This is a genomic window from Nocardia speluncae NBRC 108251, from assembly GCF_001613245.1.
Classification (GTDB): domain Bacteria; phylum Actinomycetota; class Actinomycetes; order Mycobacteriales; family Mycobacteriaceae; genus Nocardia; species Nocardia speluncae.
In genome coordinates this window covers 722,599-744,182 of record NZ_BDBZ01000002.1, presented here as the reverse complement: position 1 = coordinate 744,182, position 21,584 = coordinate 722,599, and the positions used below count along the sequence as shown (strand labels likewise).

The window sequence follows — 21,584 nt, the reverse complement described above, 5'->3', positions numbered from 1 at the left end:
GGCGAGACGATCCCGTAGCCCGGTCCGCGCCGAGGCTTGATCACCGACGCTGGAGCCCCCATGTACACAGAGAAACAACCGCCGAGAGCCGAATCCCCGTCGGCCGCCGGAACGCCGGGTGCGGCGAGCGACAACACGCAGTTGCGTAAGGTCGCGCTGTCGAGCCTGCTCGGCACCGTCCTCGAGTACTACGACTTCCTCCTCTACAGCACCATGGCCGCCCTGGTCTTCGGCAAGCTGTTCTTCCCGTCGTCGAACTCGGCCGCCTCCACCATCGCCGCGTTCGGCACTCTGGCCGCCGGTTACGCGGCCCGGCCCATCGGCGGCGTCCTGTTCGGTCATTTCGGCGATCGACTCGGGCGGAAATCGATGCTGATCGTGACCATGGTGATGATGGGCGGCGCCAGCTTCGTCATCGGCCTGCTCCCCGATTACGGGTCGATCGGTGTGCTGGCTCCGATCCTGCTGGTCGCGCTCCGTCTCATCCAGGGCATCGCGATCGGCGGCGAATGGGGCGGTGCGGCGCTCATGGTGATCGAGCACGCCGACAAGGACCGCCGCGGTAAATGGGCGGGGATCATGCAACTCGGCTCCCCGATCGGCTTCTTGCTCTCCACCGTGGTGGTCATGGTGGTGACCATGCTCCCGGACGAGAGCCTGTACTCCTGGGGCTGGCGCCTGCCCTTCCTGCTCAGCGGTTTGCTGGTGGTCGTCGGCCTGTATGTGCGCTTGGGTGTGGTGGAAAGTCCGGTCTTCCGGGAGGCCCTGGAACAGGCCGAATCCGAGTCCGAACCGAAGGCCGCAACACCCCTGGTCCAACTGCTGCGCAATCCGCGTCCGCTCATCCTGGCGTGTGCCGCCGGAATCGGGCCGTTCGCGCTGACAGCGCTCACCACCTCGCACATCATCGCCTACGCCACCGATACCGGCTACGACAAATCCGAGGTGATGCGCACGCTGGTCGCGATGTCGGTGGTATCGCTGGTCTGCATTCCGCTGTTCTCGGCGTTGTCGGACCGGCTGGGGCGCCGGGCCGTCACCATGGCCGGCGCCGTCGGCGCCGTGGTTTTCGCGCTCCCGCTGTATGTCATGGTGGACACCGGTTCGGTCCTTTTGATGACCGTCGGCCTGCTGATCGCACAGGTGGTTCAGAACCTCATGTACGCCCCGCTGGCGCCACTGCTGGCGGAGATGTTCGGTACCGAGATGCGGTACACCGGTGTATCGCTGGGCTATCAGATGGCCAGCCTGATCGGGGCCGGGTTCGGTCCGCTGATCGCGAGCAGTTTCGTCGCCTCGACGGGTGGCTCCAGTCTGCCGCTCAGTGCCATCATCGGGGTCACCGCACTTGTCACGGCTACGGCGATCTGGCGGATGGCCGAAACCCGCGGGCGTGATCTGACCGCGGAGTTCGTTCGCGGGTAGACAGCTGCGCCGGTGCCGTGAGCGCCGGGAGCGGACGCCGGCGGGCGATCACCGGATCGAGCCGGCGTCCACCAGCGGTGGCGGTGTGCCTACCGACAACGGGGGGAGTTCACCGTCGTAGCGTTCGGCCTCCACCAGACAGCTGTTCGCGGAGGGGCCCTGAGCCAGCGAACTGGTGCCGATATCATTGGTGACCGAATTCGGATTGCCGTGCACATCGAGCGATTCGGGGTCGGAGGGGTTCAGCGGGTCGTACCAGGCGCCGGTTGCCATGTGCATCACGCCGGGCCGTACCGCATCACTGATCCGGACGCCGGCGAGCAGGGCGCCTCGATCGTTGTGGACCCGGGCGATATCGCCGTCGCGCAGGCCACGCGTGGCGGCGTCGGCAGGATTCATCCGCAACGGTTCGCGCCCGCGAATCTTGGCTTCCCGGCTGATGACGCCGTGATCGAGCTGGCTGTGCAGGCGGGTCGCGGGTTGGTGGGAGAGCAGATGCAGCGGGAAACGTTGTGCCGCCGGGCTGCCGAGCCATTCTCGCGGCGGGAACCACGCGGGGTGGCCCGGGCAGTCTGGATAGCCGAATTCGGCGATGGTCCGGGAGAATAATTCGATCCGGCCCGACGGAGTCCGCAGCGGGTGCCGCTGCGGGTCGTCGCGGAACTGTTCGAGGGTGTGGGGGGACTCCGGTAGCTGCGGCCGCAGGTCGAGGGGCGCGCCGGCGCGGAAATCCGCGTACTCGGGTAATCGGATACCGGCGGCCGCGGCATTATCCACGGTGGTACGCCACAGCTGCTCCACCCACTGGCGCGCGGTACGTCCCTCGGTGAAACGCTCCGCGAAGCCGAGTCGTTCGGCAAGACCGGCGAAGATCGCGTAATCGTCCCGTGCCTGCCCGTATGGTTCGAGGGCCCGGCGCATGGGTGTCAGCCAGTGATCGGTGCGTCCACCGGCGAAATCCTCCCGTTCGGCGCCCGCGGTGGTGGGCAGGACGATATCGGCCAGCCGGGCGGTCGCGGTCCAGCTGATCTCGTTGACGATCACGGTGCGCGGCCGCGACCATGCCCGCCGCAGCCGGTTGAGGTCCTGATGGTGGTGGAACGGATTACCGCCGGCCCAATAGATCAGGTCGATCGGCGGATAGGTGAGAACCCGCCCGTTGTAGTCGACCGTGCCGCCGGGCCGTTCCAGCATCTCGGTGAGCCGGGCCACCGGAACGAACTCGGCCACCGGGTTTCCCGGCTGCGGCAACCCACCGATCTCGAAGGGCAGATAGCGGCGCTGCATGTTGTTGGTCATCCCGATCCCCGTGCCCATGAGCACGCCGCCGCCCGGCAGGCCGATATGACCCAACGCGGCCGCGAGCGCCCAAGCGGCCCAATAACTCTGCTCGCCGTGCTCGGCGCGCTGCAGCGCGTACGGCAGCCCGATCAGGCAGCGTTCGCGTGCCATGAGCCGGGCCAGCGCGCGGATCTCGTCCGCCGGGATCTCGGCGAGCTCCGCGGCCCATTCCGGTGATTTGGGTACGCCGTCGCCGCGGCCGGTGACGTACTCGGCGAGCCGGTCGAAACCGGTGGTGTAGCGGTCGAGGAATGCGTGGTCGTGCAGTCCCTCGGTGATGAGGGTGTGCAGCAGGGCGAGCATGATCGCGGCGTCGCTGTGCGGGCGGCACGGTATCCAGCGAGCGTCGAGCGCGGGATCGCAGTCGTCGCGAACCGGCCCGATATGGATGAAATCGATACCGGCTCCGCGCAACGCGGTGAGCCTGCCGGGTCCTGGATGTGCCCCGACACCACCGGGATTGACCTGGGTGTTGCGTTGCGGGGCGCCGCCGAAGAATACGATGCGGGCGCAGTGCCGGGTGATCTCTTCGGTACTGGGCGCCTGCCGGGCGGCGACGTAGGCGTTCATACCGAGTACGTGCGGAATGAGCACCTCGGCCGCCGCGAAGGAATAGGTATCCACCGAAGCCGTGTAACCCCCGAAAAGTTGCAGGAAGCGGTGGACCTGCCCTTGGGCGTGGTGGAATCGCCCGGCGCCGGCCCACCCGTAGGAACCGCCGTAGATGGCGCGGTTCCCGGCGGTCGCGCGGGCTGTGCGCAGTGCGTCGGCGGCGATATCGAGCGCCGTGTTCCAGTCGACCTCGACAAAGGGCTCCCGGCCGCGGAGCGTGGGGTCGGCAGCGGCGCGGTCACGGTAATAGCCGAGGCGTATTGCCGGTCGGGCGATACGGTGGGCAGGATCGTGCAGCGCGGTCAGCGAGCGCCCGATGGGGGAGGGGTGCGGGTCGTCGCCGTGCGGTGTCACCGAGAGCGTTCCGTCGGCGGCGGTGTCGACGAGGTAGTTCCCCCAGTGGGTGGCGGTGGGCCGGGCCCGCGTCATCGTCATCCTTTCCGGCGCCCGCCGGTCCTTCGGTGAAGGTTTCCGGAGCCGTGGTCGCCGTCTGCCACGTCCGGTCCCTCTCGGGGCCCGGCGCGTCTCGGTTCTCCAGTGTGCCCGCGCCCCCGGAAGCTGTGCGTAGGTGCCCCGAAATCGCAGGTCCCCGCGGGTAGTGCGTGGACTTGTCCACTACGCGCACCACTTGCCGCTTCTCGCCGGTTTCGGCGTGCCGGCTCAGCGGAACTGCGCGCGGTAGTCGGTTCGGGAGCGTGTGCGGTCCGATGATCCTCGCGGAGGCCGGGTGATTGCGCCATCCCCGCCGCCGGCGCGCATGCCGCCGCCCGCCGGTGGCGCAATGAGCGCTCATGTGGATGCCGAGGACGGGGTCGTGTCCGCGGTGGCGCGGGCGCGTTGCTATCTTGAACGACGTTCAAGCTCGGTTGTTGCGAAGGATGGCGTCATGAACGGTGTCGAGGACGCGCGGGCGCCGAAGACTCGCACCACAGCGCGGGATATGGCGCAGATCGCGGTATTCGCCGCGCTCATTGCCGCACTGGGCCTGCCGGGCGCGATCACCGTCGGCTTCAGCGGGGTGCCGATCACCGTGCAGACCCTCGGCGTGATCCTGGCTCCCGCCGTGCTGGGAGCGCGTAAGGGCACCGCGGCGGTCGCGGTGTTCATCGCGCTGACGATCATCGGCCTGCCGCTGCTGTCCGGCGGGCGCACGGGCCTGACGGCGCTCGCCGGCCCGAGCGCCGGCTACCTGGTCGGCTGGATACCGGCGGCCCTGGTCATCGGTCTGCTCACGGCGCGGATCGTGCCCAGGTACTCGCTGGTCCTCGCGCTGGTGATCAACGCGGTCGGCGGTATCGCGGTCATCTACCTGTTCGGCACCCTCGGCCTGCTGCTGCGCACCGACCTCGGAGTACTCGCCGCGATCCAGGCCAACGGTGTCTTCCTGCCCGGCGACCTGCTGAAAGTGGTTGTCGCCACAGTCGTGGCCAAAGGTGTGCACCGTGCCTACCCGGGTTTGATCCGTGGATAGCCGCGAACTCGGCGGTGGCGCCACGGCGCCCGCGCTCGATCTCGACGGCCGCACCCTCACCTACGCCGAACTCGACCGCGCCGTCGATCACTGGATCGACCGGCACCCACCGGGGCCGCGTGGTTACGACGCCTCCACGTTGCCGGTTGCCGACGCTCTCATCTGTATCTGCGCGGCTGCGCGGCTCGAAGTACCGGTCGCCGTCGAGGATCCGGCCGCCCGGCCGGACCGATCCGCCTGGCCTTCCGAGGCATTCCTGCTGGTAGCCACCTCCGGCTCCACCGGCCGGCCACGGCCGCTGGCCCGTACTGCCGCCTCCTGGTACGACAGCTTCCCGGTTTTCACCGAGATCACCCGGGTGACCCCGCACGACCACGTGCTGCTCACCGGCCCGCTGCACGCGACCATGCATCTGTTCGGCGCCCTGCACGCCCTGTGGTGCGGCGCCTGCGTCACCGACGACCCGTCGCGGGCCACCGCTGTACACGCCGTTCCCTCGGTTCTGCGTGAGCTGGTGCCCCGGGCGCCGCGGCTGCGGACCGCGATCGTGGCCGGTATCGCGGCCGATCCGGGTGCGCTGGCCGCCGTCCGCCATTTGCGTGTCGTCGAGTACTACGGTGCCTCCGAAGTGTCGCTCGTCGCGGCTCGTGAGGTTCCCGCACCACTGCGCGTGCTGCCCTCGGTGCAGACGCGGATTCGCGACGGGGTGCTGCACGTGCGGTCCCCGTACACCGTGCTCGGCGCACCGGAGTGGTTCTGCGTCGGCGATATCGCCGAACTCGGCGCCGACGGTGAATTACGGGTGTACGGCCGCGGGGAGGCAGTGATCAATGTCGGGGGCACCACGGTCGTCGCGGAGGATGTGGAGCGAGTGCTGGGCGGTATCGACGGCGTCGCGGTGGCGGCCGTGATCGGCAGCCCACATGCGGTTTTCGGCGAAACCGTCACCGCGGCAGTCCTGTTGGATGGCGCCGAGATCGACGAGGTCCGGCTGCGGGCCCGCGGACTGCTCACCAAGGAAGCGATGCCGCGACGCTGGGTACCGGTCCGGGAAATGCCCACCACGGCCGCCGGGAAGATCGCCCGCGGCCGGTTGAAAGACTTGCTCGTATGAACCTCGACCCCGTTTTCGTCGCCGCCCGGCGCACCCCCATCGGCACGGCCGGTCACGGGTTCGCCGATCTCACCGTCACCGATCTGGCGGCGCCGGTGCTCGCCTCCGTGGCCGGCGCGCTGCGTGACGCGGGTGTGGACCTCCCGATCGACGATGTCGTCCTCGGTAACTGCCTGGGCCCTGGTGGCGACCCGGCGCGCGTCGCGGCACTTCGAGCGGGCCTCGGCCCGCAGGTGCCCGGAGTGACCGTCGACCGGCAGTGCGGTTCGGGGCTGGACGCGGTGATTCAGGCGGCGCTGCGGATCCGCAGCGGAGCCGACCGGCTCATCCTTGCCGGTGGCGCCGAATCGGCCAGTACCGCACCCTGGCGATTCTGGCCGCCGGTAGCCGGCGCCGACCCGGTCCGCTACACCCGGGCGCCTTTCGCACCGGCCGGTTTCCCGGATCCCGATATGGGTGTCGCCGCCGATGATCTCGCCCGGCGGCGGGGAATTTCGCGGGAACGCCAGGACGAATACGCGGCCCGATCGCACACACTGGCCGCGGCCGCGGATTTCACCCCGGAAATCGTGCCGGTGGCCGGGGTGCACCGAGACGAGCGGATTCGCGCCGGGATGACCACCGCGCGCCTCGCCCGGCTCCGTCCTGGTTTCGGCGCCGACGGCACCGCGACCGCCGGAAACTCCTGCGGTATCTCCGACGGCGCGGCCGTGGTCGCGGTGACCACTGCGCACGAGGCGGCCGGGCTCCCGGCGCTGCGGATCGTGGCCACCGCTGTCGCCGCCGGTGATCCGGCGCTACCCGGCCTCGGCCCGGTGCCGGCGATCCGCGCGGTCCTGCGCCGGGCCGGCCGGACGGTATCCGATATCGGGGTAGTCGAGATCACCGAGGCTTTCGCCTCGGTGGTGCTGGCGGTATCGGACGAGCTGGGTCTCGACGAATCGCTGATCTGCCCGGACGGTGGCGCGATCGCTATGGGGCATCCGTGGGGCGCTTCGGGCGCGGTCCTGCTGGTGCGGCTGGCGAGCCGCATGCTGCGTCCGGACGGTCCGGAGCTCGGCCTCGCCGCATGCGCCATCGGAGGCGGGCAGGGGGTCGCGATGCTGGTGGAACGCGCGGCGTGAACGAGTCGGGTCCGAAAGCAATAGTGCAGCGCGACCGCGAAGTGCCCGGCGATCGTGGGCGGGTAGTGGAGCGTGACCGTGGGCCGTCCGCGGGTCGGAGCGCGAGCGAGCCGGAAAAGGAGTCGGAGCGTGACCACGGAGTACCCTCGCTCACGCCCGGAGGTGCCGAGTGAGTGAGATCGTTTTCGATTCGGTGCACCATGCGTTCGGCGAGCGGCAGGTGCTGCGGGGTATCGATCTGCGGATCGAGGAGCGACGCGTCGGGATCGTCGGTGCGAACGGGTCGGGGAAATCGACCCTGGCCCGCATGATCAACGGTCTGCTCACCCCGGCGTCCGGCACTGTGACGGTGGACGGTATCGACACCGCACGCAAAGGGGCGAAGGTACGGCGCAAGGTCGGGTTCGTGTTCACCGATCCCGATACCCAGATCGTCATGCCCACGGTCGCCGAGGACCTGGCGTTCTCGCTGCGCCGCAGCGGTCTGGACAAAACGGAGGTCGCTGCGCGGGTGGCCGGGATCCTCGACCGGTTCGGGCTCGCCGGACATGCGGAGCATCCGTCGCATCTCCTCTCCGGTGGACAGAAGCAGTTGCTGGCCCTCGGGGCCGTGCTGATCCGCCGGCCGGAGGTGATCGTCGCCGACGAACCGACCACACTGCTGGACCTGCGTAATGCCCGGGTCATCGCCGAGGCGCTGGACGCTGTCGATCAGCAGGTGATCGTGGTGACCCACCAGTTGTCGCTGCTGACCGGGTTCGACCGAGTGATCGTCATCGACAACGGTGTGGTCGCCTTCGACGGCGATCCAGCCGCCGCATTACCGGCCTACCGGGAGCTCGTCGAGTGATCGGGCTCTACCGGCCGGGGAATTCGCCGGTGCATCGCACACCGGCGGGGCTGAAACTGGTGTTCCTGCTGGTACTCATCACGGCGGCCACGGTGTTCGTGCGCACCCCCCTGCACCTGAGTGTGGCCGCGCTGACCGCAGTGGGGCTGTTCGTACTGGCCCGGATCCCGTGGCGCGTCGTCCTGGAACAGCTGCGCCCGATGGTGTGGATGCTGGCGATCATCGCGATCTTTCAGGTTCTGACCACTTCACCGGCGCGGGCGATCGTGGTGTGCGGGTTGCTGCTGTTGTCGGTGGCGCTGGCGGCACTGGTCACGCTGACCACCCGAGTCACCGACATGCTCGACGCAGTGACCCGGGTGCTGGGCCCGCTGCGGTGGGTCGGCGTGGATCCGGACCGGATCGGGTTGCTGCTGGCGCTGGCGATCCGGTGTGTGCCGCTGTTGGCGACGATCGTGCGGGAAGTTGGCGAAGCGCGGCGGGCGCGGGGCCTGCAGTGGTCGATGACCGCGCTGGTCACTCCTGTACTCGTGCGGTCGTTGCGGACCGCCGACGCAATGGGGGATGCGCTCGCGGCGCGCGGGGTCGACGATGACTGAGGTACATGGTGCGCAGGACCGGCCGGCCCGCCCGCGGGACATCGATGAACTGCTCGCCGAACGGATAGCACGGCAGGTGCGGTCCCGGCCTGCCGTGCGTACCGCGGACGCGAGCATCGATTATGCCGAGTTCTGGACTCGGGCCTGCCGGGTCGCCGCGGGATTTGCCGGTATGCAGCGGGTCGCCGTGCTGCCGACCTCGGATATCGACTCGCTGGTCACGGTGGCGGCGGCCATGCGGTCGGGGGTCTGCGTGGTGCTGTTGCACCGGCATCTGTCGCCGGACCAGTTGCGGCGGGTGCTGACGTTGACGAAACCCGGCGCCGTGGTGGCCGTGGCGGCGCAGCATCGGCGGTTACGGCGGATGGGGTTCGAGGGGGTACCGCGCGCGGCGGCCGAGTTCGAGTGCGACGCGGCGGGCGGCGGTGCCCGGCCCGACTCCGAGCTGCTGGTGGGCGTCACCTCGGGGACCACGGGAGAACCGAAACTCTTCGTCCGGGATCAGGCGTCCTGGGCGGCCACCCTGGACCGATCCGATCGGGTCTTCGATATCGGGCCGGGCGATACGGTCGCGGTGCCCGGGGTGCTGGACCACACCCATTTTCTCTACGGTGCCCTGCATGCGCTGACCCGCGGCGCGACGGTCGATCTGCGACCGGCCGTGGACGCGCTCGCCCACGGCGCGACCCATCTGTATTCGGTGCCGACACTCGCTTGGGATGTAGTGCGTTCGGCCGGCGGGCCGTACCGCGACGTGCGGGAGGTGCTGTCCTCCGCGGCGCGGTGGCCCCGGAGCGGGCGGGCTGCGCTGCGGGAAGTGTTGCCGAATGCGGCGCTCACCCATTTCTACGGCGCCTCGGAACTCAGCTTCGTCTCATTCGACCGCGGCCTCGGCGGCGCAGATAACGGCGGTGCCGCTGCAACCGATGATTGCGGACCGGCCGCAGCCGGCGAACGCGACACGTTTGAATCCGGCGGCAACGGCGGAGCGTGCAGCGCGGATGCGGACGGCGGAGCGGGATCCGGTGGCGGTTACTCGGCGGGGGAGCTGTTCGAGGGGGTCGAGGTGGAGATTCGCGGCGGCCGGGTGTTCGTGCGCAGCGATATGGTTTTCCGCGGTTATCTCACCGAGGCCGGTGTTGTGGACGGTCCGGTGGACGGGTGGGTTTCGGTGGGGGATCGCGGTGCGCTGGACGGCCGGCGGCTGCGCTTGTCCGGCCGGGACAGTGAGATGTTCATCCGGGGCGGTTTGAATGTGGAACCGGCGGCGGTGGAGGCCGCCCTGTGCGCAATTCCCGGTATCACCGAGGCCGCCTGTCTCGGGGTCGCCGACGATCGCTGGGGGCAGGTACCGGTGGCCGCGGTGGCCGTGGACCGGCGGGCACCGGATACCGCGGAGATTCGCCGGCGTTTGCGTGCGGTGCTGCCCGGTCCGAGTGTGCCGGTCCGGATTCAGGTGCTCGACGCACTCCCGCGGACGCCCCGCGGAAAGGTGGACCGCCCGGCGCTGCTCGCCGCGCTCGGAGAGCACGTGCGGAACACCCCTGACTCGCCGTGACACATTGCGGTTTTGCAGCGATTGTCATTTTCGACACATCACATCTATTGCCAAGCTTGGGTAGTTCTTTACTATAAGAGGAGTTGACGAACAGTAACGCCGCACGATGGCCACCGGGTTCCGGCCATCCGTTCCGGTCTTGTTCGTCTACTCATAATCTCCTGCTCTGCAAGTGTCATAATCTCCTGCTCTGCAAGTGTTTTCGGCAGCATTCGGGTTCGGAAGCGATTGGACGATGTGGTTCGGTGAGATATCACCAGCAGTGGAGGTGCCCTCTCAGGCTTTGCTAAGTCTTTACCAATACTATGGCGACGGTTTAAATCTCGGCCCGTTGCCGTGCCGAGTACCTACTTCACCGCGAGATGCCGGTTCGCGGTCAGTGCCCGACTGGACATATTGATCGTCAACCGACCTCGGCGTCCGACCGAGTCGGCGAAGGAGAGCGATGGCAACCAATAACTCGAATCCGCCTGGTGAACAACCTGGTTCGGACCTGGAAGGCTCGCCGCCCGCCAGGTCCGGAACGTGGTTGAAATCCCCCCGCGTCACCTCGATCCTGCGCCATGACGTATCGGCCTCGATCGTGGTATTCCTTGTCGCGCTACCTCTTTCGCTGGGTATCGCGATCGCCTCCGGCGCTCCTGTGGCCGCCGGACTCATCGCCGCCGTAATCGGCGGTATCGTCGCCGGCTCGCTCGGCGGCTCCGCGCTGCAGGTGAGTGGCCCGGCCGCGGGCCTCACCGTGATCGTCGCCGAATCCATCCATCAATTCGGTTGGAAAGTAACAGGTTTCATTGTAGTCGCGGCCGGTGTCCTGCAGATCCTCTTCGGGCTGAGCCGGATCGCCCGGGCGGCCCTGGCCGTGGCGCCCGTAGTGGTACACGCGATGCTCGCGGGCATCGGTATCACCATCGCGCTGCAACAGTTGCACGTATTGCTGGGTGGAGAATCCAACAGCACCGCCTGGAACAACATCACCGAGCTTCCCGCGCAACTGCTTTCGCTGCACGGACCCGCGACACTGCTCGGTCTCGTGGTTATCGCCATCATGCTCGGCTGGAAATACCTGCCGGAACGGGTCCGGGTCGTCCCCGGTGCGCTGGCCGCGATCGTAGTGGCCACTGTGCTGTCGATGGTGCTGTCGATGGACGTCAAACGGGTCACCATCGACGGATCGCTGTTCGACGCGATCGGCCTGCCGGAACTGCCCCGCAGCGACTGGGCCGCGATCGTAGTGATGATCCTGACCTTCGCCCTCATCGCCAGCGTGGAGAGCCTGCTGTCGGCCGTCGCGATCGACAAGATGCATTCCGGCCCACGCGCCGATTTCGATCGCGAGATGATCGGCCAGGGATCGGCGAACGTCCTGTCCGGTCTGCTCGGCGGCCTGCCCGTCACCGGTGTCATCGTCCGCAGCTCCACCAACGTCGCCGCAGGTGCGCGCAGCCGCGCCTCGGCCATACTGCACGGTGTCTGGGTGCTCATCTTCTCGGTGGCCCTGGTCTCGCTCGTGGAACAAATCCCTCTGGCCGCACTGGCCGGTCTGCTGATCGTCATCGGCGTGCAGTTGGTGAAACTGGCTCATATCCGGCTCGCCCACCGCACCGGCGATCTGCTCGTCTACGTGGTCACGCTGCTGGCGGTGGTATTCCTGAACCTGCTCGAAGGCGTGCTCATCGGCCTGGCACTGGCATTCGCGCTGCTGATCTGGCGCATCGTGCGGGTCGCGGTCACCGCCGAACCGCTCGGTGGCACCGACCGCTGGCTCATCCGCATCGACGGTTCCTGCACCTTCCTGTCGCTGCCGAAACTGTCCACGACGTTCGCGAAGGTGCCACACGGCGTCGCGGTCACCGTGGAGATGACCGTCGACTTCCTCGACCACGCCGCCTACGACGCCATCACCGACTGGGCTCGCCAGCACGAGAGCAACGGTGGCACCGTCGACTTCGTCGAAATCGGCGAAGCGCGGATGGCGCGTGCCGAGGCGGCACCGCCGTCGCGCAGCCTCGGCCGCGTGGTACTCGACGACGTCCTCGGGCCGTGGCGGGTCGATCGCACCGGGTCGACGGACGGGGCCGGCGACAACGGTGATCCACTGGTCACCGGTATCGCCGCCTACCACCGCGGCCACGCGCATCTGATGCGGCCGCACCTGGACGAACTCCGCGACGGGCAGGACCCCGACTCGTTCTTCCTCACCTGCTCCGACTCCCGGATCGTGCCCAATGTGATCACCAACAGCGGTCCGGGCGATCTGTTCACCGTGCGCAATGTCGGCAATCTGGTGCCCGTACACGGGGATGCTTCCGTCGAAGCGGCCCTCGTCTTCGCGCTCGAACAACTCAATGTCCGCTCGGTGGTGGTGTGCGGGCACTCGTCCTGCGGTGCGATGGGCGCCCTGCACTCGGGTGAATCGGTGGGTCCCGGAATCGACAACTGGCTCGAACACGGGCAGCCCAGCCTCACGCGCTACCACGCCGGCCACGCGGTGGGCCGGGCCGCCGAAGCCGCCGGCTTCGGCCCCGTGGAGCAGCTGAGCATGGTCAACATCGCCGTTCAGCTGGAAAACCTGCACCGGCATCCGTCGGTCCGCAGCGCTGTCGAGGAACGCGGGGTCACCGTGTCCGGGCTGTTCTTCGATATCGCCAGTGCCCGCCTCATCGAGGTCCGGGTGGACGGGATCGCACCGATCGAGTACGGCGGTGTGCTGGAACAGTTACATCGCGAACCGGCGTCGGCCGGGAAGTAACCCTCGGCGTTACGGCGGGCCGGGACCTTTCCACACAACGGACAAGGTCCCGGCCTCCGGCGTCAGCACCGAACTCCAGGGCAGTTACGGGTGTCGACCGGGCGAGGTGGTCGGGCGTTCCGCAGCTATGCCGTGCCGTCGACCACCGATCGGCTCACCGAGGTGCCGTTCTATCGGCGCCGAGGCGTCTTACCTCTCGGTGGTTGCCGAGTTGATACGGGGCCGCTGTTCCGCGTTGGGAATCCGGGTGGGGGGCCTCGTAGGCTGGATCCGTGGAGAACTCTTCCGATACTGCGGTCGGGCGGGGCGCCGGGAGCGCTGAGGCCGGGTCGGCACCGGATACCGAGTCGGCTCCAGGAGGTGACGCCGGGCCGGAGCGGTCGGGGCCCGCCTTCTGGCGCGCCTTCCGGGGGCGGATCGCCGGGCGGCCTACGCTCGAGCTGGTCTACCGGGTCGGGGTGGCCGTCGTCGGCACAGTGGTGTTCGTGGTCGGCGTGATCACCATTCCGTTCCCCGGGCCCGGTTGGGCATTGGTCTTCGCCGGTATCGGCATCCTCGCCACCGAATTCGCGGTGGCGCGGCACGCGCTGGTCTGGTTGCGGGACAAATACCGGCGCGGGATGGCCTGGTACATCTCTCGCGGGCCGTTGATGCAGGTACTGGCGTTCTTGGTGACCTGCGTGGTGGTCGTTGCCACGCTGTGGGTACTCGGCACGTTCGGATTGATCGGCGGCTGGATCGGAGTCGAATGGCAGTGGTTGCACAGTCCGCTGATGCCGTGAAGGCGGTGCCGGGGGAGATGCTGGCGGACGAATCGTGGCTGGCCGCCCGGATCGCGGACCTCAACGCGGCCTGGCGTACCGATTCGATGCGGGTGGGTGCCACCCTGTGGTGGTGTATGACCGCCTCGGCTCTGGTGGAGCCGGTGGTGCGAGCATTGGCCCGGGAGACGCCGCTCGCGCCGCCGGCGCTGGACCGGCTGGAACTGACGCTACGTCCCGACGGCACGGTCGAGAGGGCGCGAATCCTCGATGTCGATGTCGATGTCGATGTCGATGTCGATGTCGATGTCGATGTCGATGTCGATGTCGATGTCGATGCCGGACGCTCGGTGCATCGTCACACCGCCGGATCGCGAACTCCGCATAACCGCTCCGCCGGTGATGACACGCCGATGGCGCGTAGTAACGACGCCCCCGACTCCGGAGCGAGCGTGGCGGCGACGGCTGCCCGGCCGCGAAACACGGCCGGGCACACCAGGGCGTGCGATGAGGTATCGCCGGAATTCGGTGAAGTTCCGGGGGCGCTGCGTGCGACCCTGACCACAGTGATCGAGCGGGTCGCTGCTGTCTCCGGAGTGCGGGAGCCGGCGTTGTGGGCTGTCGTCACCGATGTCGTCGCCAGCTGGGCGGTCGACGCCCGGGCACCGTCGCTCGGACAGCGACTGGCCGCAGAGCTCGGGCCGGCCCTGCCCGCACCGCGGTTCGTCGACGTCGCGGGCGCGACATTCGTGCGCCGCGCCTCGTGCTGTCTCGTCTACGAGGCCCCGGGCTGCGAGAAATGCGTCAGTTGCCCCAAACGCCCGCCCGCCGAACGCGAATCCCTGCTGCGGGATTACGCACGGCGCGCCTGACCCGAGGACGGTGTTCGCGGCGCCGGTTCACACGCCACAGAGCGGTACACCGCGCAGTGCGAATCGTGGCGGCCCGGGTGTGGGCGATGCTCGGGTATGGCAGGGCAGGGCGTCCCGCCCGGTCCATCGACACGCGTCCGGGTGTGTCCCGATAGCATGGTCGCGGCCGGGCACTGCCCGGTTACCGAACGACGGACGAGCCGTCACCGAACCGGGGCAGCCGGGAGTGGCGGTCCGTCCGAAGCCGAGCGAGCCGGAGCGGATCCGGCCGCGGAAACCGAGGAGAGCGCCACCGTGACCACCACAGCCCCCCGCAGCCCAGTCACCCCCGTCCGGGTGCCGGCCGGGACTACGGCGGGCGCCGCGGTTCGCGAGGCGGGCTTGCCGACCAAAGGCCCGGATACGGTGGTGGTCGTCCGGGATGCCGCGGGTGATCTGAAGGATCTCTCCTGGGCACCGGAACTCGATACCGAGGTCGTCGCGGTCGCCGCGAACACCGAGGCCGGCCGCAGTGTGATCCGGCATTCGGCCGCGCATGTGCTCGCCCAGGCGGTGCAGCAGGAGTTCCCCGAGGCGGTACTGGGCATCGGCCCACCCATCAAGGACGGCTTCTACTACGACTTCCGGGTGGACCGGCCCTTCACTCCCGAGGATCTGGCGAAGCTGGAGACCCGGATGAAGAAGATCGTCAAGGGGGCGCAGCGCTTCTCCCGGCGAGTGGTCGAGGCGGACCAGGCACGTATCGAACTGGCGAAGGAGCCGTTCAAACTCGAACTGATCGGGGACAAATCCGGGATCGACGATCCGGAGATCATGGAGGTCGGCGGTAACGAGCTGACCATCTACGACAACCTCGACCCGCGCAGTGGCGAACGCATCTGGGGTGATCTGTGCCGGGGTCCGCATATCCCCACCACCAAGTTCATTCCGGCCTTCAAACTGACCCGCAGTTCCGCCGCCTACTGGCGCGGCGACCAGAACCGCGAAGGCCTGCAGCGCATCTACGGCACCGCCTGGGAATCTGCGGAAGCGCAGGACGAATACCTGACCATGCTCGCCGAAGCCGAGAAGCGCGATCACCGCAAACTCGGTGCGGAACTGGACCTTTTCTCCTTCCCCGACGAACTGGGTTCGGGCCTGCCGGTGTTCCATCCGAAGGGCGGCATCATCCGCAAGGAGATGGAGGACTACTCGCGCCGGCAGCATGTCGAAGCGGGCTACGAGTTCGTCAACACTCCGCATATCACCAAGGCGCATCTGTTCGAGACCTCCAGGCACCTCGAGTGGTACGCCGAGGGCATGTACCCGCCCATGCACCTGGACGCCGAACTCAACGAGGACGGTACCGTCCGGAAACCGGGGCAGGACTACTACCTCAAACCGATGAACTGCCCGATGCACAACTTGATCTACCGGTCGCGCGGCCGGTCGTATCGGGAACTGCCGCTGCGGTTGTTCGAATTCGGTTCGGTGTACCGGTACGAGAAATCCGGTGTGGTGCACGGTCTGACCCGTGCCCGCGGCTTCACCCAGGACGATGCGCATATCTACTGCACCCAGGAACAGGTCGTCGAGGAACTGACCGGCACCCTGCGGTTCGTACTCGACCTGTTGAAGGCCTACGGCCTCGACGATTTCTACCTGGAACTGTCCACCAAGGACCCGGAGAAGTATGTCGGCTCCGACGAACTGTGGGACGAGGCGACCGCGACCCTGCGCGAGGTCGGGGAGGCCTCCGGGCTGGAACTGGTCCCGGATCCGGGTGGCGCCGCGTTCTACGGCCCGAAGATCTCGGTGCAGACCCGGGACGCGCTGGGGCGCAACTGGCAGATGTCGACCATCCAGCTCGACTTCTTCGAGCCCGGCCTGTTCGAACTCGAATACACCGCCTCCGACGGCACCAAGAAGCAGCCGGTGATGATCCACCGCGCGCTGTTCGGGTCGATCGAACGCTTCTTCGGCGTACTCACCGAGCATTACGCGGGCGCGTTCCCGGCCTGGCTCGCACCGGTGCAAGTAGTGGGGATTCCGGTCGCCGATACCTTCGTCGAACACCTCGACGGTGTGGTCTCACAATTGCGGTCGGCCGGTGTCCGAGCGGACGTGGACCGCGGTGACGACCGGATGCAGAAGAAGATTTTCAACCACACCGCGCAGAAGGTGCCGTTCATGCTTCTGGCCGGGGCCCGGGATGTGGAAGCGGGCGCGGTGAGCTTCCGGTTCCGTGACGGAACACAGGTCAACGGGGTGCCGGTGGCCGACGCAGTACGAGTGGTCGTGGACTGGGTGCATCGCCGGGACAACACCTCACCCACGGCGGAATCGGTACGTCCTCTGGTGGACGGTGCGGGTGGTGCGCCGGAGTGATACCGGGTCCGCCCGGGCGGGGAAAGGGTATGGATTATGAGTGAGCGCACGGTGCCGGACGGTCTGACCGGATCGGAAACCGATGCCGCCGAGCGGGCCGAGGAGATCGTGGACCGCGGCGCGGGCGAACCGGACCGGTTGCAGCGGTTGTGGACGCCGTACCGGATGTCCTATATCGCGGAGGCCGCCACCTCGGCGCCGAAGGGCGCAACCGGTCATCCCTTCACCGATATACCCACCATGTCCGACGAGGACGGGTTGGTCGTGGCCCGCGGTGAGCAGGTGTACGCGGTGCTGAACCTGTATCCCTACAACCCCGGGCACATGATGGTGGTGCCGTACCGCCGGGTGGCGAACCTGGAGGACCTCACCGCCGCCGAGGCCGCGGAACTGATGGAATTCACCCAGCGCGCCATCCGGACCATGAAGCAGGTATCGCGGCCGCACGGTTTCAATGTGGGCCTCAACCTGGGCGCGGTCGCCGGCGGCTCCCTCGCCGACCACCTCCATCAGCACATCGTGCCCCGCTGGGGCGGGGACGCCAATTTCATCACCGTGATCGGTGGAGCGAAGGTCATGCCGCAGTTGCTCCGCGAAACCCGGGCCTTGCTGGCCGCGGCCTGGGAGCAGGCGTAGATGGCGCGACCTTCGAGGGCCGCGCAGGCAACGGCAGGAGGCCGGTATGAGCTGGGGACGTAGGTGCTGAGCATCTTCGGTCGGGCGACCTTCGCCAAAGCCACCGCGCCGCTCGGGAAAGCGCTGGTGAGTACCGGACTGACTCCGGACGCCGTCACCCTGATCGGTACCGCTGCCTCGATCGCGGCCGCCGTCACGCTGTTCCCCACCGGGCATCTGTTCTGGGGGGCCATGGTGATCTGGCTGTTCGTCATGTTCGACATGCTCGACGGCGCGATGGCCCGGGCGCGCGGGGGCGGTACCCGCTACGGCGCCGTCCTCGATGCCACCTGCGACCGGGTGGCGGACGGGGCGATCTTCGGGGGTCTGGCCTGGTGGGCGGTGTACCACGAGCAGAGTAAACCGCTGTTCGTCGCAACCCTGGTAGTGCTGGTGACCTCGCAGGTCATCTCCTATGCCAAGGCGCGCGCCGAGGCCAGCGGGTTGTCCGCCGACGGCGGGCTCATCGAGCGGCCGGACCGGTTGGTGATCGTGCTCGTCGGGGCCGGATTGACCGGTATCGGCGGTCACTGGGGTATCGAATGGCTGACCTGGGCCGTACATGTGGCCATGTGGATCCTGGCCGTGCTCAGTATCGTCACCGTGGCGCAGCGGGTGCTGTCGGTGCGTAGTTCGCCGGGTGCCCGCGAAATCTTGGGCGCGTCGAATTCGGGGAAGGAGCAGCCGTTGTGAGCGGGTGGCGGGCGAAACTGAGTGACCGCGGGTATGCCGCGGGCTGGCGTCTGGTGCGTGCCCTGCCCGAAGCCGCAGCGCGCACAGCATTCGACCGTGGTGCCGATTTCGCGGCCCGTAAAGGTGGGCCCGTGCAGTTGCGGCGCAATCTCGCCCGCGTGCTCGGGACCGAGCCGGAAGCGGTGCCCGGCGAACTGGTCCGGGCGAGTATGCGCTCCTACGCGCGGTACTGGCGGGAAGCGTTCCGGTTACCGGCCATGGACCACCGGGATCTGGTGGAATCCGGCCGGATCGTTGTCGAGGGCCTCGATCACCTCGATGCCGCGCTGGACCGGGGCCGGGGTGTGGTGTTCGTTCTGCCGCATTCGGGGAACTGGGATATGGCCGGGACCTGGCTGGTGCAGAACTACGGAAGCTTCACCACCGTCGCCGAACGGCTGAAACCGGAATCGTTGTTCGAGCGTTTCGTCGCCTACCGGGAAAGTCTCGGATTCGAGGTGTTCCCGCTGACCGGCGGCGAACAACCCCCGTTCGGTGTACTGGCCGAACGGCTGCGCGCGAACCAAGTGGTGTGCCTTATGGGGGAGCGTGATCTGACCGGGCGTGGGGTCCCGGTGACTTTCTTCGGCGAACGCACATGGATGCCCGCGGGGGCGGCGAAGCTCGCGATCGAGACCGGCGCCGCGCTGATGCCGGTGCATATCTGGTTCACCGTCGACGACACCGGCCGCGAGGGTTGGATGGTACGCACGCAGGAACCTCTCGACGTGTCCGGTGGTGTCGCCGCCGCGACCCAGGCGCTTGCCGATTGTTTTGCCGCCGGTATCGCCGATCACCCTGCCGACTGGCATATGTTGCAGCCGCTGTGGGAAACGGATCTGTCCGAGGCACGGCTGGACCGGATCGCGGCCGAACAGGCGCGGCGCGGTAGCAGGCCGGTCGGCTCCGCGGGAGACTTCGCCCGATGAAGATCGGCATGGTCTGCCCCTATTCGTTCGACGTTCCGGGGGGCGTGCAAGCGCATGTGGTGGAACTGGCGCAGGTTTTCCGGGAGCGCGGGCACAAGGTGAGTGTGCTGGCGCCCGCGTCGGACAGTACCGGGCTACCCGATTTCGTGGTGTCGGCCGGACGTGCCGTCGCCATTCCGTACAACGGGTCGGTGGCCCGGTTGTCGTTCGGGCCGACGGCGTATACGCGGATCCGGAAGTGGATCGAGAGCAACGATTTCGATGTCCTGCACATCCACGAACCGAACGCGCCGAGTTTGTCCATGCTGGCACTGAAGATCGCCGAAGGGCCGATCGTGGCCACCTTCCACACCTCCACCACGAAATCGCTGATACTGGCCACCTTCCAGGGTGTATTGCGGCCGTATCACGAGAAGATCAGCGGGCGGATCGCGGTCTCGGAACTGGCCCGGCGCTGGCAGGTCGAGGCGCTCGGCTCGGACGCGGTGGAGATCCCGAACGGTGTCGATGTGCAGGCGTTCGGCCGGGCGCCGCTGCTACCCGGATATCCGCGGCCCGGACGGACCGTACTGTTCCTCGGTCGCTACGACGAACCCCGCAAGGGGATGCAGGTACTGCTGGGTGCGCTACCGGCCCTGGTCGCTCGCCACTCCGACGTCGAGGTCCTCGTCGTGGGCCGCGGTGACGAGGCCCGGCTGCGCCGGGAAGCGGGACCGCTGGCCCGGCATCTGCGCTTCCTCGGGCAGGTGACCGATACGGAGAAGGCCTCGGCTATGCGAAGCGCGGACGTCTACGTGGCGCCGAATCTCGGCGGGGAAAGTTTCGGCATCATCTTGATCGAAGCCATGGCCGCCGGGACCGCGGTGGTCGCCAGCGAACTGGATGCTTTTCGACGAGTACTGCGCGACGGCACGGCCGGTGTACTGATCCCGACCGGTGATTCCGCCGCGCTGGCCGGTGCGCTCGACGAGCTGCTCACCGACGATATCCGCCGGGCAGAACTGGTTCGCACCGCGACGCAGGTGGTCGGGTCCTACGACTGGCCTGTGGTGGCCGAACAGATCCTGCGGGTCTACGAAACCGTGGTGGTCGGCGATCTTCGGGTCCGGGTGGCCGAGTGATCACCTTCTCCGCGACCACCGTCCTGGTTCTCGCGCTGGTTGCCGCGCTCGTCGTGGCGCTGGGGGTCTGGGCGTACTCCACAGCGAACCGCCTGGACCGCCTCCATGTGCGCACCGACCTCGCCTGGCACGCGCTCGACGGGGCACTGGCGCGCCGGGCCGTGGTGGCGCGCGCGGTCGCGGTATCCCTGCGCGGACCCGCCCCGCCGGCCGTCGGCGCCGACCCCGAACCGGCCGAAATCGCCCGCCGGCTGACCGTCCTCGCCGACCGGGCCGAACGGACCGGCCGTGCGGATCGCGAAGCGGTGGAAAATCAACTGGCTGTCACTCTGTCGGCCGTCGATATCGCCCGGCTGCCTCCGCAGCAGGTGGCCGAACTCGCCGACGCCGAAGCCCGGGTACTCATCGCTCGCCGGTTCCACAACGATGCCGTCCGTGACACCCTCGCACTGCGCACCCGCCGCCCGGTGCGCTGGCTGCGCCTGGGCGGCACCGCTGCCGTGCCCACCTACTTCGAGATCGCGGAACGCGCCACCCCCGCGGCCGCGACCGGCCTGGATGTCGATACGACCCGGGTCTCGGCCCGGGTCGCGATCCTGGACGAGCAAGACCGTATCCTGCTCATGCGCGGCCACGACCCGATGCTCCCGGAGGTGTCGTTCTGGTTCACCGTCGGTGGTGGTGTGGAACCGGGGGAGAGCCTGCGGGCGGCGGCCGTCCGCGAACTCCACGAGGAAACCGGTTACACGGCCGATCCGGCCGCACTCCGCGGCCCTCTCTGGCGCAGGGTGGCGGTTTTCCCGTTCAACGGCGATCTGATCCGTTCCGAAGAACTCTTCTTCGCCCTGCGGGTCGCCGGGTTCGCGCCTCTACCCACCAACCTGACCTATGTCGAACAGCGGTCGATCACTGGCAGCCGCTGGTGTGGACCGGCCGATATCCGGGCCCTGGATGCCGCCGGGGAAACGGTGTACCCCTATCACCTCGACGAATTGCTCCCCGAAGCCTCGCGGGCCGCCGACGCGGGCACCGACCCGGAGGTCCGTTCCATCCGTTAGTCCCGGCACACCGTCCGTTCTGTGATGGGTTTCACTCGGCGTGATAACGTCAGCGCAGTTTGATGCACCGAGGTTGTGTCGATTCGGTGTGTGGAGGTGAAGAAGTGTCCTACATCCTGTTCGATTACCTGCTGCCGATTCTCGGACCCAGCGCCGCTGAGTACTGGGCGAAGCTGCTCGTGGTCAACCCGATCTGAGTCGGTTTTCCCATGCCCCGCCGGGC

At 68.1% G+C, this 21,584-nt stretch carries 17 protein-coding genes; 16 read left to right on the top strand and 1 reads right to left on the bottom strand.

Annotated features, from left to right (window positions below; all coding sequences use genetic code 11):
- The first annotated feature begins 60 nt into the window (after positions 1-60).
- Entirely contained in the window at positions 61-1,425 is a 1,365-nt protein-coding gene (locus NS6_RS06195) for an MFS transporter (protein ID WP_068037464.1), read from the top strand.
- Between the two features lie 48 nt (positions 1,426-1,473).
- On the opposite strand, the gene NS6_RS06190 is transcribed toward NS6_RS06195, so the two are convergent.
- Entirely contained in the window at positions 1,474-3,807 is a 2,334-nt protein-coding gene (locus tag NS6_RS06190) for a molybdopterin-dependent oxidoreductase (RefSeq protein WP_068038138.1), read from the bottom strand.
- Between the two features lie 457 nt (positions 3,808-4,264).
- Between NS6_RS06190 and NS6_RS06185 the strand changes: the two genes are divergently transcribed.
- The 15 genes from NS6_RS06185 to NS6_RS06115 all read left to right on the top strand — a co-directional run bounded on the left by NS6_RS06185 (position 4,265) and on the right by NS6_RS06115 (position 21,361).
- Positions 4,265-4,849, top strand: coding sequence for a biotin transporter BioY (locus NS6_RS06185; RefSeq protein WP_068037461.1), 585 nt, complete (start codon positions 4,265-4,267; stop codon positions 4,847-4,849).
- Positions 4,842-5,963, top strand: a complete 1,122-nt coding sequence (locus NS6_RS06180) for a class I adenylate-forming enzyme family protein (protein WP_068037458.1) — start codon at positions 4,842-4,844, stop codon at positions 5,961-5,963. Before NS6_RS06185 ends, NS6_RS06180 begins: the two co-directional genes overlap by 8 nt.
- Entirely contained in the window at positions 5,960-7,087 is a 1,128-nt protein-coding gene (locus NS6_RS06175; RefSeq protein ID WP_068037455.1) for a thiolase family protein, read from the top strand. Before NS6_RS06180 ends, NS6_RS06175 begins: the two co-directional genes overlap by 4 nt.
- 169 nt (positions 7,088-7,256) lie before the next feature.
- Entirely contained in the window at positions 7,257-7,937 is a 681-nt protein-coding gene (locus tag NS6_RS06170; RefSeq protein ID WP_068037453.1) for an energy-coupling factor ABC transporter ATP-binding protein, read from the top strand.
- The gene (locus NS6_RS06165; protein ID WP_068037450.1) at positions 7,934-8,536 is read left to right on the top strand and encodes an energy-coupling factor transporter transmembrane component T family protein; all 603 of its coding nucleotides are present in this window, start codon (positions 7,934-7,936) and stop codon (positions 8,534-8,536) included. The genes NS6_RS06170 and NS6_RS06165 overlap by 4 nt, the downstream gene beginning before the upstream one ends.
- Positions 8,537-8,576: 40 nt before the next feature.
- Positions 8,577-10,094, top strand: a complete 1,518-nt coding sequence (locus tag NS6_RS33665) for a class I adenylate-forming enzyme family protein (protein WP_084470766.1) — start codon at positions 8,577-8,579, stop codon at positions 10,092-10,094.
- A gap of 445 nt (positions 10,095-10,539) precedes the next feature.
- Positions 10,540-12,846, top strand: coding sequence for a SulP family inorganic anion transporter (locus NS6_RS06155; protein WP_068037448.1), 2,307 nt, complete (start codon positions 10,540-10,542; stop codon positions 12,844-12,846).
- A 272-nt stretch (positions 12,847-13,118) separates the two neighbouring features.
- Positions 13,119-13,628 carry a TIGR02611 family protein gene (locus NS6_RS06150; protein ID WP_084470647.1) on the top strand — a complete coding sequence of 170 codons (510 nt, stop codon included), beginning with the start codon at positions 13,119-13,121 and terminating at the stop codon, positions 13,626-13,628.
- Positions 13,595-14,479 (top strand): (2Fe-2S)-binding protein, encoded by an 885-nt coding sequence (locus tag NS6_RS06145; RefSeq protein ID WP_068037446.1) that lies wholly within the window; start codon positions 13,595-13,597, stop codon positions 14,477-14,479. The genes NS6_RS06150 and NS6_RS06145 overlap by 34 nt, the downstream gene beginning before the upstream one ends.
- 294 nt (positions 14,480-14,773) lie before the next feature.
- Positions 14,774-16,846 carry a threonine--tRNA ligase gene (gene thrS, locus NS6_RS06140; protein ID WP_068038132.1) on the top strand — a complete coding sequence of 691 codons (2,073 nt, stop codon included), beginning with the start codon at positions 14,774-14,776 and terminating at the stop codon, positions 16,844-16,846.
- A gap of 36 nt (positions 16,847-16,882) precedes the next feature.
- Positions 16,883-17,482 (top strand): ATP adenylyltransferase, encoded by a 600-nt coding sequence (locus NS6_RS06135; RefSeq protein WP_068037444.1) that lies wholly within the window; start codon positions 16,883-16,885, stop codon positions 17,480-17,482.
- 63 nt (positions 17,483-17,545) lie between these two features.
- The gene (pgsA, locus tag NS6_RS06130) at positions 17,546-18,214 is read left to right on the top strand and encodes a phosphatidylinositol phosphate synthase (RefSeq protein WP_068037436.1); all 669 of its coding nucleotides are present in this window, start codon (positions 17,546-17,548) and stop codon (positions 18,212-18,214) included.
- Entirely contained in the window at positions 18,211-19,182 is a 972-nt protein-coding gene (locus NS6_RS06125; protein WP_068037435.1) for a phosphatidylinositol mannoside acyltransferase, read from the top strand. Before pgsA ends, NS6_RS06125 begins: the two co-directional genes overlap by 4 nt.
- Positions 19,179-20,303 (top strand): glycosyltransferase family 4 protein, encoded by a 1,125-nt coding sequence (locus NS6_RS06120; protein ID WP_068037433.1) that lies wholly within the window; start codon positions 19,179-19,181, stop codon positions 20,301-20,303. Before NS6_RS06125 ends, NS6_RS06120 begins: the two co-directional genes overlap by 4 nt.
- On the top strand, positions 20,303-21,361 hold the full coding sequence (locus tag NS6_RS06115; RefSeq protein ID WP_068038129.1) for an NUDIX hydrolase: 1,059 nt from the start codon (positions 20,303-20,305) through the stop codon (positions 21,359-21,361). The genes NS6_RS06120 and NS6_RS06115 overlap by 1 nt, the downstream gene beginning before the upstream one ends.
- The last annotated feature ends 223 nt before the right edge of the window (positions 21,362-21,584 follow it).

Excerpts from the sequence above, each read along its gene's own strand:
- NS6_RS06195 (WP_068037464.1), top strand. The coding sequence starts at position 61 with ATGTACACAGAGAAACAACCGCCGAGAGCCGAATCCCCGTCGGCCGCC.
- NS6_RS06190 (WP_068038138.1), bottom strand. The coding sequence starts at position 3,807 with ATGACGCGGGCCCGGCCCACCGCCACCCACTGGGGGAACTACCTCGTC.
- NS6_RS06185 (WP_068037461.1), top strand. The coding sequence starts at position 4,265 with ATGAACGGTGTCGAGGACGCGCGGGCGCCGAAGACTCGCACCACAGCG.
- NS6_RS06175 (WP_068037455.1), top strand. The coding sequence starts at position 5,960 with ATGAACCTCGACCCCGTTTTCGTCGCCGCCCGGCGCACCCCCATCGGC.
- NS6_RS06155 (WP_068037448.1), top strand. The coding sequence starts at position 10,540 with ATGGCAACCAATAACTCGAATCCGCCTGGTGAACAACCTGGTTCGGAC.
- NS6_RS06145 (WP_068037446.1), top strand. The coding sequence starts at position 13,595 with ATGGCAGTGGTTGCACAGTCCGCTGATGCCGTGAAGGCGGTGCCGGGG.
- NS6_RS06135 (WP_068037444.1), top strand. The coding sequence starts at position 16,883 with ATGAGTGAGCGCACGGTGCCGGACGGTCTGACCGGATCGGAAACCGAT.
- NS6_RS06120 (WP_068037433.1), top strand. The coding sequence starts at position 19,179 with ATGAAGATCGGCATGGTCTGCCCCTATTCGTTCGACGTTCCGGGGGGC.